The 15,090-nt window shown below is 44.8% G+C and carries 16 protein-coding genes and 1 pseudogene; 4 read left to right on the forward strand and 13 right to left on the reverse strand.

The window, feature by feature from the left end; genetic code table 11:
- Positions 1–78 precede the first annotated feature (78 nt).
- Positions 79–1,875, reverse strand: a complete 1,797-nt coding sequence (locus ACU70B_RS11115) for a MutS family DNA mismatch repair protein (RefSeq protein ID WP_447183608.1) — start codon at positions 1,873–1,875, stop codon at positions 79–81.
- 285 nt (positions 1,876–2,160) lie between these two features.
- Here ACU70B_RS11115 and ACU70B_RS11120 point away from each other — a divergent pair, with 285 nt between their 5' ends.
- From ACU70B_RS11120 to ACU70B_RS11130, 3 genes are read left to right on the forward strand one after another with little or no spacing between them, the layout of a single operon-like run.
- Complete coding sequence (locus ACU70B_RS11120; RefSeq protein WP_514393151.1) at positions 2,161–2,907, forward strand: ABC transporter ATP-binding protein; 747 nt, start codon at positions 2,161–2,163, stop codon at positions 2,905–2,907.
- Positions 2,904–4,577: a COG1361 S-layer family protein gene (locus ACU70B_RS11125; protein ID WP_447183609.1), complete on the forward strand. Its 1,674-nt coding sequence runs from the start codon at positions 2,904–2,906 to the stop codon at positions 4,575–4,577. Before ACU70B_RS11120 ends, ACU70B_RS11125 begins: the two co-directional genes overlap by 4 nt.
- Positions 4,570–5,919, forward strand: coding sequence for an ABC transporter permease (locus ACU70B_RS11130; protein WP_447183610.1), 1,350 nt, complete (start codon positions 4,570–4,572; stop codon positions 5,917–5,919). Before ACU70B_RS11125 ends, ACU70B_RS11130 begins: the two co-directional genes overlap by 8 nt.
- Here the strand turns inward: ACU70B_RS11130 and ACU70B_RS11135 are convergent.
- The 10 genes and pseudogenes from ACU70B_RS11135 to ACU70B_RS11180 all read right to left on the reverse strand — a co-directional run.
- A pseudogene (locus ACU70B_RS11135) lies at positions 5,859–6,029 on the reverse strand (DNA/RNA nuclease SfsA); the annotation flags it as partial. The gene ACU70B_RS11130 and the pseudogene ACU70B_RS11135 overlap by 61 nt on opposite strands.
- A 414-nt stretch (positions 6,030–6,443) precedes the next feature.
- Positions 6,444–6,557 (reverse strand): cyclic lactone autoinducer peptide, encoded by a 114-nt coding sequence (locus ACU70B_RS11140; protein ID WP_447183611.1) that lies wholly within the window; start codon positions 6,555–6,557, stop codon positions 6,444–6,446.
- A 243-nt stretch (positions 6,558–6,800) separates the two neighbouring features.
- Positions 6,801–7,430 carry a hypothetical protein gene (locus tag ACU70B_RS11145; RefSeq protein ID WP_447183612.1) on the reverse strand — a complete coding sequence of 210 codons (630 nt, stop codon included), beginning with the start codon at positions 7,428–7,430 and terminating at the stop codon, positions 6,801–6,803.
- Between the two features lie 266 nt (positions 7,431–7,696).
- A complete protein-coding gene (locus ACU70B_RS11150) occupies positions 7,697–8,170 on the reverse strand; it encodes a hypothetical protein (RefSeq protein WP_447183613.1) in 474 nt (157 codons plus the stop codon).
- A gap of 66 nt (positions 8,171–8,236) precedes the next feature.
- Complete coding sequence (locus tag ACU70B_RS11155; protein WP_447183614.1) at positions 8,237–8,710, reverse strand: hypothetical protein; 474 nt, start codon at positions 8,708–8,710, stop codon at positions 8,237–8,239.
- 128 nt (positions 8,711–8,838) lie between these two features.
- On the reverse strand, positions 8,839–9,387 hold the full coding sequence (locus ACU70B_RS11160; RefSeq protein WP_447183615.1) for a DUF4879 domain-containing protein: 549 nt from the start codon (positions 9,385–9,387) through the stop codon (positions 8,839–8,841).
- Positions 9,388–9,479: 92 nt separating this feature from the next.
- Positions 9,480–9,593, reverse strand: coding sequence for a cyclic lactone autoinducer peptide (locus ACU70B_RS11165; protein ID WP_447183611.1), 114 nt, complete (start codon positions 9,591–9,593; stop codon positions 9,480–9,482).
- A gap of 199 nt (positions 9,594–9,792) precedes the next feature.
- Positions 9,793–10,482, reverse strand: coding sequence for a LytR/AlgR family response regulator transcription factor (locus ACU70B_RS11170; RefSeq protein ID WP_447183616.1), 690 nt, complete (start codon positions 10,480–10,482; stop codon positions 9,793–9,795).
- A gap of 3 nt (positions 10,483–10,485) precedes the next feature.
- Positions 10,486–11,115: an accessory gene regulator ArgB-like protein gene (locus tag ACU70B_RS11175; protein WP_447183617.1), complete on the reverse strand. Its 630-nt coding sequence runs from the start codon at positions 11,113–11,115 to the stop codon at positions 10,486–10,488.
- Positions 11,112–12,425, reverse strand: coding sequence for a sensor histidine kinase (locus tag ACU70B_RS11180; RefSeq protein ID WP_447183618.1), 1,314 nt, complete (start codon positions 12,423–12,425; stop codon positions 11,112–11,114). Before ACU70B_RS11180 ends, ACU70B_RS11175 begins: the two co-directional genes overlap by 4 nt.
- A 237-nt stretch (positions 12,426–12,662) precedes the next feature.
- Here ACU70B_RS11180 and ACU70B_RS11185 point away from each other — a divergent pair, with 237 nt between their 5' ends.
- Entirely contained in the window at positions 12,663–13,508 is an 846-nt protein-coding gene (locus tag ACU70B_RS11185) for an arginase family protein (RefSeq protein WP_447183619.1), read from the forward strand.
- On the opposite strand, the gene ACU70B_RS11190 is transcribed toward ACU70B_RS11185, so the two are convergent.
- The gene (locus ACU70B_RS11190) at positions 13,494–14,354 is read right to left on the reverse strand and encodes a M50 family metallopeptidase (protein ID WP_447183620.1); all 861 of its coding nucleotides are present in this window, start codon (positions 14,352–14,354) and stop codon (positions 13,494–13,496) included. The genes ACU70B_RS11185 and ACU70B_RS11190 overlap by 15 nt on opposite strands.
- A complete protein-coding gene (locus ACU70B_RS11195; protein ID WP_447183621.1) occupies positions 14,354–14,923 on the reverse strand; it encodes a M23 family metallopeptidase in 570 nt (189 codons plus the stop codon). The genes ACU70B_RS11190 and ACU70B_RS11195 overlap by 1 nt, the downstream gene beginning before the upstream one ends.
- Positions 14,924–15,090 lie beyond the last annotated feature (167 nt).

The raw sequence follows: 15,090 nt of genomic DNA on the forward strand, positions 1-15,090 counted from the left end.
TGCAGGTTTAATAATTTCAATAAAATTTAACAGGATTTTATCCGGGCATACTGGGGGCAGGGAAGCTCGTATTCTATTCTAATGTTCGGGAATATGAATCCCCACCATTTTCATCAAGTAGCGGGCATTGGAAGTGGTACACCGGCCGGGACGAAGCTTATAATCGAAATGGATTCCGCCTTTTGCGTATTGTTCTTCGAAATGATAATTCCTGAAGTTTAATGGGCTGTCTTTTTCCAGATCGCAAAGCTCGAAATCATGTGTGGAAATCAAACCGATTGCCCCCCTCTTGCTCAATTCTCTTAAGACAACCCGGGCACCGGCAATCCTGTCCAATGAGTTTGTCCCCCGGAATATTTCGTCAATTAAATAAAACATCGGTTGCTGTTGGTCTGAATGCTTTAATATCATATTTATTCTGGTCAATTCTGCATAGAAAGTAGAAATACCGTCTATAAGGTCGTCCCTTATCACCATAGAGGTAAATATATCCATAATAGAACACCTAAACTGCCGGGCGCAAACGGCTGTCCCTGCATAAGCCAGTACCAGGTTCATTCCCATCGCTCTAAGGAAGGTGCTTTTCCCTGACATATTTGAACCGGTAATAATACAAGAGCGGTTATCAATTACAATGTCATTGTGAACGCACTTTTCCGGCTGGATTAAGGGATGACCAAGCTCCCGCGCTCGAATCTTCATACCATCATCCTGAAGCTCAGGGAAAACCCATTCCGGATGTAGGTGTGATACTGCCGAAAGACTGCTTAAGGCTTCAAAAGCCCCGATCGTTTCAAACCAGGCTCTAATTCTATTGCCGTATCGAATTTTCCATCGTTCCAGATAAACCGCACAATGGAAATCCCATAATAGAAAGATATTAAATATGAAATAAAAAATGGGGTTGTAGCGCAGGTCAATCGCATCCGATATTCTTTCCAGATGTTTCATGCTAGTGGAAGCAGGCTCTATTTGACTGTACAATTCAGATTTAAGGGTGGATAAGTAATCATTTTTGAATGGTTCAGACTCAATTAACAAGAACATGTTTCTAAAGGCCTCTAAACTTTTCTGGAATGGATATACCTTGCTCAGATCTGAAGAGACTTTTAAATACCCCAGGAAACCAAATAGTAGCTGCATAGCCAGAAGTACTGCAGGCACTTGTACGGGTATACCCCATCGTAAAATATACAGCACCACAGCCAGGATGGTAACGAGGGGAAAAAAGCGAATGATGTGTATGCCCTTGGAGAGTACCCTGGATTCTTCAGCATAGCTAATTAATCCGCTTGTCCCCTGCGATGCCTTATCTGCCAGCAATCCGTGGCACTCCAGTTTCTGGCAGAACTCCAGTTTGGTAGCCAGTTCCCTAACTGCATTTTGGCGCATTTTTATGGCATCAGGTCTTTTTGACGGGCTTGCCAGGAGGGTTTTCAGATGGCAACGGCCAAGATCTGTTTTAGCCGCCGATATCCACTGAAACAAAGATTTGGGCCCGAAAATGTCCAGGTCATAGGTATAGGGGTGATTGCCGTCTATAAAATCCAGGCCGCAATCTTCATACGAAACCCACTCCCCGTTCATTCTGCTCAAATACCTGCGCTGTATTTCCAGCATGGCACTAACTGTCTGCAATTCCCGTTCAACTTTAGCATGCCTAAAAACAAGTACCAGGAATATACAGAGGAAGAAAAGAAAAATGGATACGGCCAGTGCTGCGGTTCCCATGAACGAACTGAGTATGGTAAGCGCTGTTCCCACCAGGAATACAAATAAACGCAGATTGCTTATCCGGTCAAAGCTCTGCACATACCGTTTTTCAAGATTTTGATAGCGGTTGTAACGATTAAGAAATAATTTCTCGGCAGACATTAGTCCTCCATTTAAGCATTTTATAGTATAGATTATACCAGAGTATCTCTGTTAAGCTGAGCCGGTGACTGTTTTTCCCCATCGTAATTCTCATCTATCCCCTCTTGATTTCTACCTCCTTTTAACCTAGATTAGGTTTAAAATAAAATGGCAGTGTATCCCATCGGCCAAATTGCAAATATATACACTTAAAACAAAAAATTGTGCAAGATTTCAAAGCCGTTTTCCATAATTACTTTCAGGTATAATACTGGGTGGAAAATTAAACCAGAGCCCTGTAAGTTATTGAAACTGCTTCCTGGGAAGGAGGATGTAAAAATCAGTCAACATATCGTTGCAATTGAGCAGCTTAGAAAAGTATATCGGGTAGGAGACCAAAAAATAATCGCGCTGGATAATATCTCTCTGCAGATACCCCGGGGTGAAATTTGCTGTATCCTGGGTACCTCGGGTTCCGGCAAATCAACGCTGCTGAATATGATGGCCGGCCTTGAAAAACCCACGCGGGGCAGTATATTAATTCGCGGTCATGATATAGCCAAAATGAACGAGAGGCAATTGGCCCGTTTTCGGCAGAAATATATCGGTTTCATATTTCAATCCTATAATCTTCTGCCCACCCTGAACGCCCTGGAAAATGTCAGCCTGCCCCTGACCTTCCGGGGAATAAACAAAACGGCAAGGGATAAACAGGCTTCAAAAATGCTGGAAGCGGTAGGCCTTAAAAAATACCGCGAACACAAACCTTCGCAAATGAGCGGCGGCCAGCAGCAGCGGGTGGGCATTGCCCGTGCTTTTGTCAGCAATCCTCCGGTTGTCTTTGCCGATGAACCGACCGGGAATCTGGACTCCAGAACCAGCACAGAGGTTATGGAACTTATCGTTGAAATGGCCCACAGGAAACAGCAAACTCTGATTATTGTAACCCATGATCCCAATGTAGCCGGTTATGCCGATAGAATAGTCCGGATTCTGGACGGAAATATTGAACGAATTGAAAACAATCCCAGAAACGAGGTAAATATTTCATGAAGCAAAAATCTGCATATATACTTTTGGCGCTCTGCCTCTTATTCTGCAACATCCTTTGCTCTTCTGCCGCTGCAGCGGAAGATTCGGAGAGTACAATTCCCAGAGGAGAACCTCACATTGTTATCGCTAATGATCGTTGGATGCCGGAATATAAAGCCGGTGAAAAAGTAAGCCTGAATATACCTATAGACAATACCGGCACTGCTGCAGCCAGCAACGTCAATATATCCCTGGCCGTCAGTGATCCTGAAAAATTCCCTTTCAAGACCGATAAGATGTCCTTCAGTCGTTATGTTTCCCATTTTACTCCCGGGTCAATCGCGGTTACTTTTAATATGACCATACCCTCCAACATCAAAACCGGAACCTATCCAATTCCGGTTAATATCAGCTATTCAACACCATCGGGTGCAGGTGGGCAGGCATCGGGAACGGTTTACGTAAAAATCGTCAATGACTATAAGCAGCCTATTCTCCAATGCACAGATGTGAAGTTTGAAGGGGAGAAGCTCCCTGCCGGCAAGACTACCGTAATCAAGCTTCAGATGCAGAACGACGGCGACCTGGCCTTGCAGAATATCGAATTGCGTCTGGGCGGATTTTCAGCCAACGGTATAAGTTTGGACAAATGGCCTGAGACCCAGAATATACGTAAAATGACAGCCGGTGAAATAAAGCTGGTTACTTACAAGATCCTGGTAGACCCGGAAGTAAAAAGCGGCACCTATACCCTGGACCTGGCTATGAAATACCAGGATGAATACAATCAGGAATACACCCGGGAAAGCAAGGTTTACATACCGGTGGCCGGTAAAGACAGCCAGGATGACCTCACCCCCAGAATCATACTGGAGAACTATGATTATGGAGCGGCTACGGTTACGCCCGGAACCGCTTTCCCCCTCACCCTCACCTTTGCCAATACCAGCGAGACGAAACCGGTATGCAACATCAAGGTCAGCTTCAATTCTGATGGTCAGGTTTTTTCCCCGGCAGGAAACAGCAATTCCATCTATATTGCTAAGCTGGAAGCTCAGGGCATAATTCAAAAAACCCTTATGTTTATGCCTAAAGCCAATGCTGAAAGCCAGGTCTACAACATAAATGCGGAAATCGATTTCCAGGATAGCAAGGGTGCCAAACTGACCGAAAAAGAAGTCATCAGCATTCCCGTCAATCAAGAAGCCAAATTTGTTCTATCAGCAGTAGAAGTGCCCCCGGAAATCGGCTTGGACAATCCCCAGTCCATATCGGTCAGCTACCATAACGGAGGCAAGGCCCTGGTCCGCAATCTTAGCCTGCGGGTAGAGGGAAATTTTGAAATAAAGGATGGCGAACAATATCTGGGCAATCTCGAAAGCGGTAAAAACGATTATTGTGACGTAACCATAATTCCTCACAAAACAGGTAAGTTAGCGGGTAAAGTATTTATGGAGTATGAAGATGACAGCGGCAAGCGTTACCAACAGTCCAAAAGCTTTAACCTGCAGGTGGTCAAACAAGCCGAACCCATGCCGCCCGGTCCGCCGGTCCCGGATACCGCTAAAAAAAGCCAGTGGAAAAAATGGATGATCCCCGGCGGGGCTGTTGCCGGACTGCTGGTGATCGCAGCTATAGTATATAGGAAACGTAAACATGCCCAAGAGGAAGTGGATTTTGACGATGAATAAAACGGATCTGCTAAGAATGAGCCTGAACAGTCTGAGGCGCAGAAAGACCCGAACTTTTTTAACTATCCTGGGAGTGGTAATCGGTACCGCTTCAATCGTAATCATGCTCTCGCTCAGCACCGCCATGGATCAGAGCTTCAAAGAACAGATTGCCCGCATGGGGAGTCTCACCATTATCGATGTCTACCCCGGAGCAGGGGGAGAGGTGTCCAATCACGGGAGGCAGGGAGATGTTAAGCTAAACGATGAGGCCATAGCCAGCTTCTCCGCTATTCCCGGAGTGGTAGCTGTGATGGGTCTGAAACAGACTTTTATGCGCGTAGTTGCCGGTAAAATGGTTGGCGACGTGCAAATCACCGGAGTTGATCCCGAAAAACTTTCCGCTTTTGATTACGAGGTCGATACCGGCCGCCTGCTCTTAGCCTCTGACAAAGATGCCGCTATTTTCGGAAAATATGTGGCCTATAACTTCCGCAACCCCCGCATCAGAAACAGTTATACTATGGGTTACATGGGGCCGGATGCCGACTCTCTCCCCCCGGTAGATTTAACCGGCGGCAAGCTTTTGCTGACGGCTGACATGCAGTATGGTGAGCGCAGCCAGGGTACCCCCGATGCTGACTACAAACCACCCCGTCCCCATGAAATAAGAGGTGTAGGCATCCTGAAGGAAAGCGGCAGTGAAAAGGATTATCAAGCTCTCATGAATATCACTTCGCTGCGCAAAATCATGGCGGAAGACAGCAAAACTACGAAGCGGGAAACCCGCTCCCGCAAATCTGATCAGGAAAACCAGTATGACAATATAAAAATCAAAATTAAAGATATGGAAGAGGTCAAGGGTATTCAAAAACAGATTCAGGCCCTGGGATATCAGGCTTCCAGTCTTACCGACATGCTGGAGTCGATGAAAAAAACCTCCCGTGCTATGCAGGCGATACTGGGCGGTATTGGAGCGGTCAGCTTGCTGGTAGCCGCTATCGGTATCGCCAATACCATGATAATGAGCATTTACGAGCGAACCAAAGAAATCGGTATTATAAAGGTATTGGGAGCTGACATCGCCGACATCAGGCGTCTCTTTTTACTGGAGGCAGGCCTGCTGGGCCTAGGAGGAGGAATACTAGGCTTGACCCTAAGCTATGGCAGTTCCTGGCTCTTAAACCGGGTGGCGGGGAGCTTTATGATGAACATGGGAGGGGGGAGCAAGATTTCTATCATCGAACCCCAACTCGCCTTGGGCGCTTTAATATTCGCCACCCTCATCGGTCTGGTCTCGGGCTATGCTCCAGCTCTCCGGGCCATGAAACTCAGTGCCCTGGAGGCTATAAGGAATGATTGAGCATTCGGGGCATCAGGCAATAGCGCCGCCCCGTTTTTTTCTAGCGTAACGCCCTTTACTTCCGCAAGTATTTTTCTTTTCTCAGCTTCGATGCAAAAATCAAGACGGGCGTTTTTGTACTGCTATTCAGGCCTTATTAAGCCGAGGTTTTTAAAAAAATATTATCCTTCTTTCCAAACGGTCTTATTCATTAAGTTGGGGGACAGGTAACCCATCCCCCAGGCTATCCTAAAACAATTATTCGCTTCCTAGCCGGGCTCTGTAAAATTAGGATACGCCATGGTAATCAGCGCCTTGTCCAGATCAGCGCCATAAATAGTACTATTGGCGCCGGTTGGAACCGTGGATGCTGATAAGCAGACCCTGATTTTACTGAATCGGCCTTTTCAAGCAAACAATCTGTACAAGGATATCCTTTTTCCCACATCAGGCATTGGTTTAATCCGGGCATCAGAAAGTTGCTGATCATTACCGTTTGCTCTCACAACAGATGGGGAAGATTATTCATACGATTAACATATTAATTACTCCGGCAACTTCGGCTGATACCAGTGGAACAAGCACGCGGGCTGTACACCTGCACTGGCTACGAATAACAAAAACACAGACAACACATTTAATACCTTATTTTTAATCATATTTCCACCTCCTTCCAATTAGTAATGATCGCCTGTACTATATATACTAAACCGGAAATGAAAATCAAGCCTTTTGCGCCGAATGGGTCGGATTCCGACCTGAATGGGTTTTGTTACGGCAAGGAATTATCCAAAAACGAAAAATAGCCGGAGATTAACCGGCTATTAGTGTCATTTTATAATATTTTTTGTTACTGCTGCTGAAGTATGATCCTGTGGCATTTTAAAGGCGGTATAATCATGTTATTCGATTATTTTTACCTGCGCCTTTTCCATCAGTTCCTGCTCCAGCTTTTTAAATTCAGCTTTTTGCTTGACTTCCAACTCTTGCTGAGATAATGACTTAAACTGCATACTGGTCTCTTTTGCAACCTGGGAACGGAGCTTTCCTACTATCAGCGCTTTCTGATAATCGGGAACCGCTTCTTTAAAAAACTCATCCACCGTTTGTCCGGTAGCAGAAATATACTCAAGGGTTTCCTTGGCTCCGGGAGTATCCTGATTATCTAACAGGTCTTTTTTTATGGTTTCCGCAAATGATTCCGCTTCCTGTAAATTTACGGAAATACCTCTTCTCTCCGCTTCCTGCCGTAAAACAATTTGTTTAATCAGCGCCTGCAGAGCTGCTTCTTCAGAAGCACCTGCCTGTTGTGCCGCCAGAAATTTCATTTTAGATTTTAGCTGTTTCTGCGTTACCGGCACTTCATTTACCACCATAACCGTTTCGTCATTGTCGTTAGCTATAAACTCTTTCCATTTCTGCCCCCACTCGTAATTTAAGGAGGACCCAATAGATTTCGATACACTTAAGTATGTTATTGAAATAACGGCCAGACAACATACTACTATAATAATGGATGTTCTCTTTTTCATAGTTATCACTCCCCTTCCTGATTATAGTTGTTCCAATCCGAACTGTTCCAAAAAGTATGAGTCTTAACGGATATTCGTTGTTAGGAAGAGTATCGGGGCCATACCGCCGGGATTCAACCTACCGTTGTCCCTGAAGTCGTACCTGTGAGATTTAAACTTAATCCTGTTTTAATGATCATATACCTTAATTTCAAATTATTTTATCATATCATTTCGGTAAGAGTTGGGCGGAAATAGAAACAGCGTTTAATGCCTTGCAATGAGCCTTATGACTTTTCCCGGCTTATCCGCAGGAGTATGTCCGCCAGTTTCTGGTTATGTACATAACCGCCGTCGTTTCCCTGGCTAAAAGCACGTTTGGCCCGGGCTTCAAACTCGGCAATCCAATCTCTTCGGCCCTCCGTATCTGCGGGGATTATATTTAAATCGGCCACTACATCCGGATGATCTTTCCTTAAATCGTCCGCGGCTCTTTTCCAATCAAAAGTCATGATGGCCAGATCACCTAATGATATTTGTCCAGCAGAGTATAGTTTATCTGCTACTTCACACAACTCGTCGAAAGTAGCATGGCGAATGTCATATCTACTGCCCAGTTCTGCCCAGATATCTTCAGATACCTCTTTTGACCCGGTACCAGGATTATCGACCGTAAAAACGACGGAGTCTGATTTGCTCTGAGCTCTGCTCTGCGTGCCTGGATAGACATTGGGTTGATAATCACTTGCATTAACCTTCAAAATATTCATCTCCTCATAAATATCGGATTCAGTCATTCTTCACACAGCTGTAGGAAGACTGCGCCCTTATGACTTTTCCTGGCTTATCCGCAGGAGTATGTCCGCCAGTTTCTGGTTATGTACATAACCGCCGTCATTTCCCTGGCTAAAAGCACGTTTGGCCCGGGCTTCAAACTCGGCAATCCAATCTCTTCGGCCCTCCGCATCTGCGGGGATTATGTTTAAATCGGCCACTACATCCGGATGGTCTTTCCTTAAATCGTCCGCGGCTCTTTTCCAATCAAAAGTCATTATTGCACAGTCGCCTCCTGATATCTCTCCTTTTTTATATAATGTAATAGCTATTTCACATAATTCATCAAAGGTGGCATGGCGAATGTCATATTTACCGCCCAGTTCCGCCCAGATATCCTTAGATGCCTCTTTGGACCCGGTACCAGGATTAGCGACCGTAAAAACGGCGGCGTCTGATTTGCTCTGAGCTCTGCTCTGCGCGGATGGATAGGCATTGGGTTGATAATCACTTGTATTAACCTTCAAAATATCATCTCCTCATAAATATCGGATTTAGTCATCCGTTTCAAATGAGTTTTACCGCCAGAAATGGGGACGGGGTTATTGATGCATACCGAGTTAATTATCAATAACCCCCTTCCCTTGAAATCGCGTTATTTTATATACATAAAATCAGACATGGTATTATAAGGATTGTTTTGCGAAGTGCTTTCATAAGTGAAATTTCCATTTTGATAACCGCTTGCATCCCACCAAATATAAACGCCATCGTTAACATTATCTCCGTTATCATCAAACCAGAGCCAGTCATACATATCAAGTAGGTCCCCATTCATCCTGGCAAACCGATTTTTGCCATAGCCTCTTTCGTAAGTTACAATATACATTTCTGCTCCGCCATGATCTTGAACCGAAGATACTTGATTGCGGGCAAAATATTCATATTGAGGATAATTCGACGATATTGCTGCATATATAAATAAATCGGTCAGAGGAGGAGCTGATCCGAGTATGGCTACATCTTCATCGGTTTGTTTTACTTGACCCTCATCAACATCCTTTGATAAATCTTGAATTTCTAGCAAGTCAAGCGATAAACTTTTTTCCGGAGTTGATTCCGCAGCAGAGGCAAACCCGAAAGATAAGAATAAGCAAATCATCAGGCTCAAAATCATAACCATGCTCATTTTGGTTTTTGCCATAAAAAATACCCCCTTGAGATATTATCGTTTATTGGAAAAATTCTTTTACTGGCTAAATCAGTAATCCAACTTCAGCCATGAAACACTTTTTCCTATTCCGGCAGCTTCGGCTGATACCAGTGGAACAAGCACGCTGGCTGTACACCTGCACTGGCTACGAATAACAAAAACACAGACAACACATTTAACACCTTATTTTTAATCATATTTTCCACCTCCTTCCAATTGGTAATGATCGCCTGTACTATATATACTAAACCGGAGATGAAAATCAAGCCTTTTGCGCCCAATGGGTGGGATTCCGACCTGAATGGGTTTTGTTACGGGAAGGAATTATCCAGAAACGAAAAATAACCGGGGATCAACCGGCAAAATAACATTACTTTATTGTGTTTTTTGTTATTTCTACTGAAGCTTTATTCTCAGCAAATTTTCCTGTTTGCGGCTAAGCAGAATTCTTTCTCCCGTATCTAATACGATCTGGTAAGTGCGGCCGGAAGGAACTATTCCTTTAACATATTTGAGGTTTACCAGATAGCTCCGATGGCAGCGGAAGAAGTTATAGGGCTGCAGCCTGATTTCAAAAGCATGTATGTCTTCTCTGGTAGTATAACTCCTGTTTAAGGTCTTTATAATATTTCCTCTGCTTCGGGCTTCAATGTATAAAATATTGCCGGGCTTGATGAAAAACGTCTGTTTGGGGGTCTTTATCGGAATAGAGGCTTCGGACTGGCTGAGGTTTGATGCATCGACCAGTTTCTTTACCGTTTTCTTTATTCTTTCTTTATTGAAGGGCTTAAGAATGTAATCCACCGAATACAGCTCGAAGGCCTCCAAGGCATGGTCGGGATAGGCGGTGGCAAAAACGAGCGCCAGGTGTTCATATTTTTCGGCCAGGGTATGAGCAAGTTGAATGCCGTTCATATCCGGCATATCAATATCCAGGAATACCGCCTGGGGCTTATTTACTGCAGCCTTGACCAGAGCCTCCTTGCCGCTGGCAGCGACATCGGTTATTACCCCCGGCACTTCTTTTATGATGGATTCAAGAAAAAAGCCTGTAGCCGGCTCATCATCTACTATAAGGACTCTCATATCTTAACCTCGTGAAAAATCCAAAGCCCTATCTACAAAATGGATGAAACCGTAACCTGCGGGTGATACTGTAAAGGCCTGCGCTATTATACCTGCTGCCATGGGCAAAACAAAGGTATTTAAGACTTCAAGATAAGTAAACAGCACAACAATGACGCCGTAGATGATCATTATTGATACTGACCACTTTTTAAACTTCTTTCGTTCTTCATCACTATTTATAGGTTTATTCTCAGTTTCACCGGGAGCGTATTTAAAGATTATGATAATGGATATGAAAAACAGCAGTCCCGCACTTATGTTTATTGTTGATTGATTCAAAAAAGCATTAAGACAATGTATCCCCCACCCCAGGAAGAGAAACCAGGCGGTACCGCCTATAAGGCAGCGATAGTATTCACTGCAATGTTCCCCGCCGGAAGCCAGGCGTAAAATCCCTGCAGAAACAGTTATAGTTAAAACTTCAGGTAGAATGCCCAGCATCCATGAAAATGAAATAATCACTATCAACTTCACGATTTCTCCTAAGAGAATCTCCAGTCCATAAGCCATTCTAAGTTCCTGCCGCTGGTCACTGCTAAGTTCCTGTGCCAGGTAAGCAGCAAATCTTACTGACAGCTCGTGAATACTCATGCTCCTCTCCTCCCTGGATAGCATACTGTAAATCGGGTACCCTTTTGCGGATGGCTGCTTACCAGAACCATCCCATTACGTTTTTCCACCTGGTATTTTACTGAGGCAAGCCCTATTCCCCGGTCACCTGTTTTAGTCGAAAAGCCGAGTTCAAATATCTTGTTTTTTATTTCCGGAGGCATATATCCGGAATTTTGAGTTTGGATTATATATAGTCCGGATTTTTCGTAAATCTTTAATCTAACGGTTCTTAAAGCAGGGTTGAAACTTTCTACTGCTTCCATGGCATTATTGAGCAGGTTTCCGACAACTGTTGCTAATTCCATGGGTGGCACAGCAAGAGCAGACAGATCTGATTCTTGGCTTATTACCAGGGAGATATTGCGTGCAGTAGCAACACCCGTCTTTACCAGCAAAAGCGCGCTTAGTTCAGGAACTGCTAGCTGTAACACATTGCTGGTGACTTGCACGTCCTTATAGAGAGTATTTATATACAGCTTTGCCTGGTCGGCATGCTCCTGACTGACTAATCCATATATCACCTGCAAATGATTGATAAAGTCATGACGCTGCGCTTTAATAATTTGCGTCATTTCCTGTAAATTAGAGATATGAAACTGCTGAAGTTCCAACCGTCTTTCCTGCCTGGTCATAGAAATCATTTTCCAGCTCAAGAGCAGAGATAACACGACTGCTACCAGAATCACGGCTAATAAAACAGCTAATATGGAATCTGATCGAAAGGCTTCCGGTTCCATGAAAAACCGGTAATAAAAACCTAAGACGACCAAACCTACTGAAAAACCCAATATCGCCAGCGGTTTACCGTACGTTTTTAACTCCGGCATATCAAATGTGTTGAAAATATGGATTTGTTTACGTCTAAGGCACACAATCAAAAGTGTAAGAAAAGCAAATTCGGGAAGAGGGAATAGTATACGCCAAAGAGGAGTATCTAAAGCCTCTTGTATAGAAATTCCGCTGATATCGGACATTAACGGAATAAAAAGCATTTCGGAAGAACTTACAACCAAAAAACCCAATATGACACTGACCAGGGCCAGCCATAACGGAAGTTTGCATATTATGAAAAGCATAAGTGCTATGACAGGGAGTTGAATAAATACATTTGATCCTGGCGGCATGGGAAAAACGCGGATCAAATAACTTAAAAAAGCACCGATTAAGGCTATAAGTATTACTTGTCGATTAGGGGGCTTCGCTCCCGTTAAAGCTAAGCCTATGTATGTCAATATAAGGGTCTCTGGGAATGACTGCAGAAAAAATATACATAACGGCATTGGTTCCATAAACATTCGCCCGCCCTGTACCACAACAGTTAAATGTTTAACTGTTACTTTATATGATAAACCAAAACGCCTACATATTTTCCTTATAATACCATATTTTTTTAAAAGCAGCAACAAAGTTATTTATTTTTAAAGTATCACGGATTTGTCTTTTTTCCAGTCAGTGCCAAAATACTCCAAATGATATAAACTATGCTTAAGCCTTGGACCTGCAGTATGGGGGGGTTTTTACGAAATATGAAAGCAGGAGTATTTTATCACCCTGATTTTTCAAAAAAGGGGCATATAACACTGCGGCACCGGGTAGAGCCTGGTTTTAATGCCCTGCACAAGCTCATTCAAAGTAAAAAAATCCAGGTCTTTACCCCGTATATTGATGAGGAAAGCAATCAACTGCTCTTACAGACCCACCATAAGGAGCATATCGCCCGGGTACAATCCACCCCCTACCACGAAGTTGCACTGCTCTCAGCCGCCGGCGTGATGCAGGCCGCCCAGAAACTGGCCTGCCGGGAACTGGATTTTGCCTTTTGTTTTGTGGGCAGCGCCGGTCACCATGCCGGGTACAACTATACCTGGGGCTTCTGTTATTACAATGATGCGGCTATGGCAGTAAACAAGTTGCGCTCCCTGGGTATAGGAAAAATTATGATTATTGATGTTGACCCGCATTCCGGGGATGGTACCCGCGATATTCTGGGAAAAGACCCGGCAATAATTCACATCAATTATCATGGGGATGAAGAATACAATTATGCCGACCATGAGCGGCAGAATTTTGGAATACTTATTGACGGAGCAGATGATAAGGTCTTTTTGCAGGCAGTAGATGGCTACCTGCAACAGCAATGGGACTATGAATTTTTAATCGTAATACTGGGGCATGACGGGCATGGTCAGGATTACGGTGATTTCTATCTGAGTACGGCAGCCTACCGGCAATTTGCCGTTCGGATTAAAGAGTTTGCTGCCGGCAAACCCATGCTCTTTGTGCTTTCCGGCGGTTCCAATCCCTGGGTAGCGGCTGAAGTAATCCCTGCCGTGATTGAGGTATTTACCGAATCTGCTTTAGCAGTCCCGTAAAGTAGCCCGGGGACCTTTTTCAAACAGGCATTCGATGAGTTCGGCTTCACTGCGCATGCCTGCTATATGATGGTCCTGGTCAACTATCACCACCAGCAGGTAGTGGCTGGGCTGGCTGGAGTCAAGGATGGTTTTTATGGTGGTGTTTTCTGAGCTTACCACCTGACGGGAAGTCAAGAAGCCTTTCCGGGCCAACTCGCCTTTTTTGTGAACCAGAAAGCGCATAAAGGCATAGACCAAAAAACTGGCTTCCCGGCGGGCTGCCCAGAACAGAAAAACCCCCAGTATGATGAAATTGATGCCGGTACGGCTGCTCCAGAGGAGATAAGCTCCTCCGGCAATCATCAATGCCCCCATTATTTCCCCGGCCAGAGCTGCTGCCCGGGTGGCTTTCTTATAGCCCCGATAGGGCGACAACAATGCCCGCAGTACCCGCCCGCCATCAAGGGGTAAGGCCGGCAAAAGATTCAAGCATCCCAACAACAGGTTAACCTTGAACATCATATCCAGGGTTGGGGGATCGAACTTCAGGGGCAGAAAATAAAAAACCGCTGCCAGGGACAGGCTGGTAATAGGTCCCGCCAGAGCAACGTATATCTCCTTATTCGGGTCCAGGCCGGTAAAATCCTCAATCTTAGCCTGCCCGCCAAAAGGCAGTAAATCGATCTCAGCTATTTTTAGCCCCATAATTTTAGCCATGATGCCGTGGGCGATTTCGTGCATCAGTACCGAGGTTAGTATCACCAGTATTTCCCGGGCCAGTCCCAAATATATATATATGATACAAAGCAGTAAAAAAAGCGGGTTAACCTTAACCAGAACCCCGGCCAGCTTACCCAGCCGCATTATTCAAAAAGGTAATTGACGTTAAGCGGTCCATCCTGATTTTTCATCTCCAGATACAAGCTGCTGCCGCATTTGCCCAGGGTGTCATCCAGCCCTACCCTGGTTTTCTCCTCCACCAGCACCTCTTTCAGTCCGCTGTACAGGGAATAAACCCCGTCATCATGCTGCAATAGCACGGTGCGCCCCTTGCTATCCCTGGAAATCCTGGCTACCTGTCCGGCCATTACCGGTTTGACCAGAGTGTTGTCTCTCACCCTTAAACTTAGTCCGGGATGGAAGCTCTGCTTCTGTTCTTCCGGGTCCCAGTACCAGCCATATTTCCGGGTGAGCTCCAGGTACTCGCAGGGAAGCTGCATGGCGGCATCTCCCGATACCGCTATTACGCTGCGGTTATCCCGGACATTATGTACGAAGGTGGCTATTTTTTTCTCCACTCCATAATCTTTTAACACATAAGCAATTACCGGTTCAACCACTTCCCGGCTGCCGTTGTTTGACTGCATGGCCAATCCCGCCAGAGTAACTATTACGATTACTATCAACAGACGGGTTTTAAAACTTCCCAGCACCTGCATCACCTCGAATCAAAACTTGTACCTCATTTTTTATACAATATATAGTTCCCCACCGGATTTTATGCCACTGATTCCGCTCCGGTCCGGTTATCAGTTTGTTAAAAGGTTTTTGTAATCGATATTTCGTTTATGTAATATATAGGTATAAGAAATCTGAGGGA

The organism is Syntrophomonas curvata, from assembly GCF_052976825.1.

Excerpts from the sequence above, each read along its gene's own strand:
- ACU70B_RS11185 (WP_447183619.1), top strand. The coding sequence starts at position 12,663 with ATGAAAGCAGGAGTATTTTATCACCCTGATTTTTCAAAAAAGGGGCAT.
- ACU70B_RS11160 (WP_447183615.1), bottom strand. The coding sequence starts at position 9,387 with ATGGCAAAAACCAAAATGAGCATGGTTATGATTTTGAGCCTGATGATT.
- ACU70B_RS11115 (WP_447183608.1), bottom strand. The coding sequence starts at position 1,875 with ATGTCTGCCGAGAAATTATTTCTTAATCGTTACAACCGCTATCAAAAT.
- ACU70B_RS11190 (WP_447183620.1), bottom strand. The coding sequence starts at position 14,354 with ATGCGGCTGGGTAAGCTGGCCGGGGTTCTGGTTAAGGTTAACCCGCTT.
- ACU70B_RS11130 (WP_447183610.1), top strand. The coding sequence starts at position 4,570 with ATGAATAAAACGGATCTGCTAAGAATGAGCCTGAACAGTCTGAGGCGC.
- ACU70B_RS11170 (WP_447183616.1), bottom strand. The coding sequence starts at position 10,482 with ATGAGAGTCCTTATAGTAGATGATGAGCCGGCTACAGGCTTTTTTCTT.
- ACU70B_RS11140 (WP_447183611.1), bottom strand. The coding sequence starts at position 6,557 with ATGATTAAAAATAAGGTATTAAATGTGTTGTCTGTGTTTTTGTTATTC.
- ACU70B_RS11180 (WP_447183618.1), bottom strand. The coding sequence starts at position 12,425 with ATGGAACCAATGCCGTTATGTATATTTTTTCTGCAGTCATTCCCAGAG.
- ACU70B_RS11125 (WP_447183609.1), top strand. The coding sequence starts at position 2,904 with ATGAAGCAAAAATCTGCATATATACTTTTGGCGCTCTGCCTCTTATTC.
- ACU70B_RS11145 (WP_447183612.1), bottom strand. The coding sequence starts at position 7,430 with ATGAAAAAGAGAACATCCATTATTATAGTAGTATGTTGTCTGGCCGTT.
- ACU70B_RS11165 (WP_447183611.1), bottom strand. The coding sequence starts at position 9,593 with ATGATTAAAAATAAGGTGTTAAATGTGTTGTCTGTGTTTTTGTTATTC.
- ACU70B_RS11175 (WP_447183617.1), bottom strand. The coding sequence starts at position 11,115 with ATGAGTATTCACGAGCTGTCAGTAAGATTTGCTGCTTACCTGGCACAG.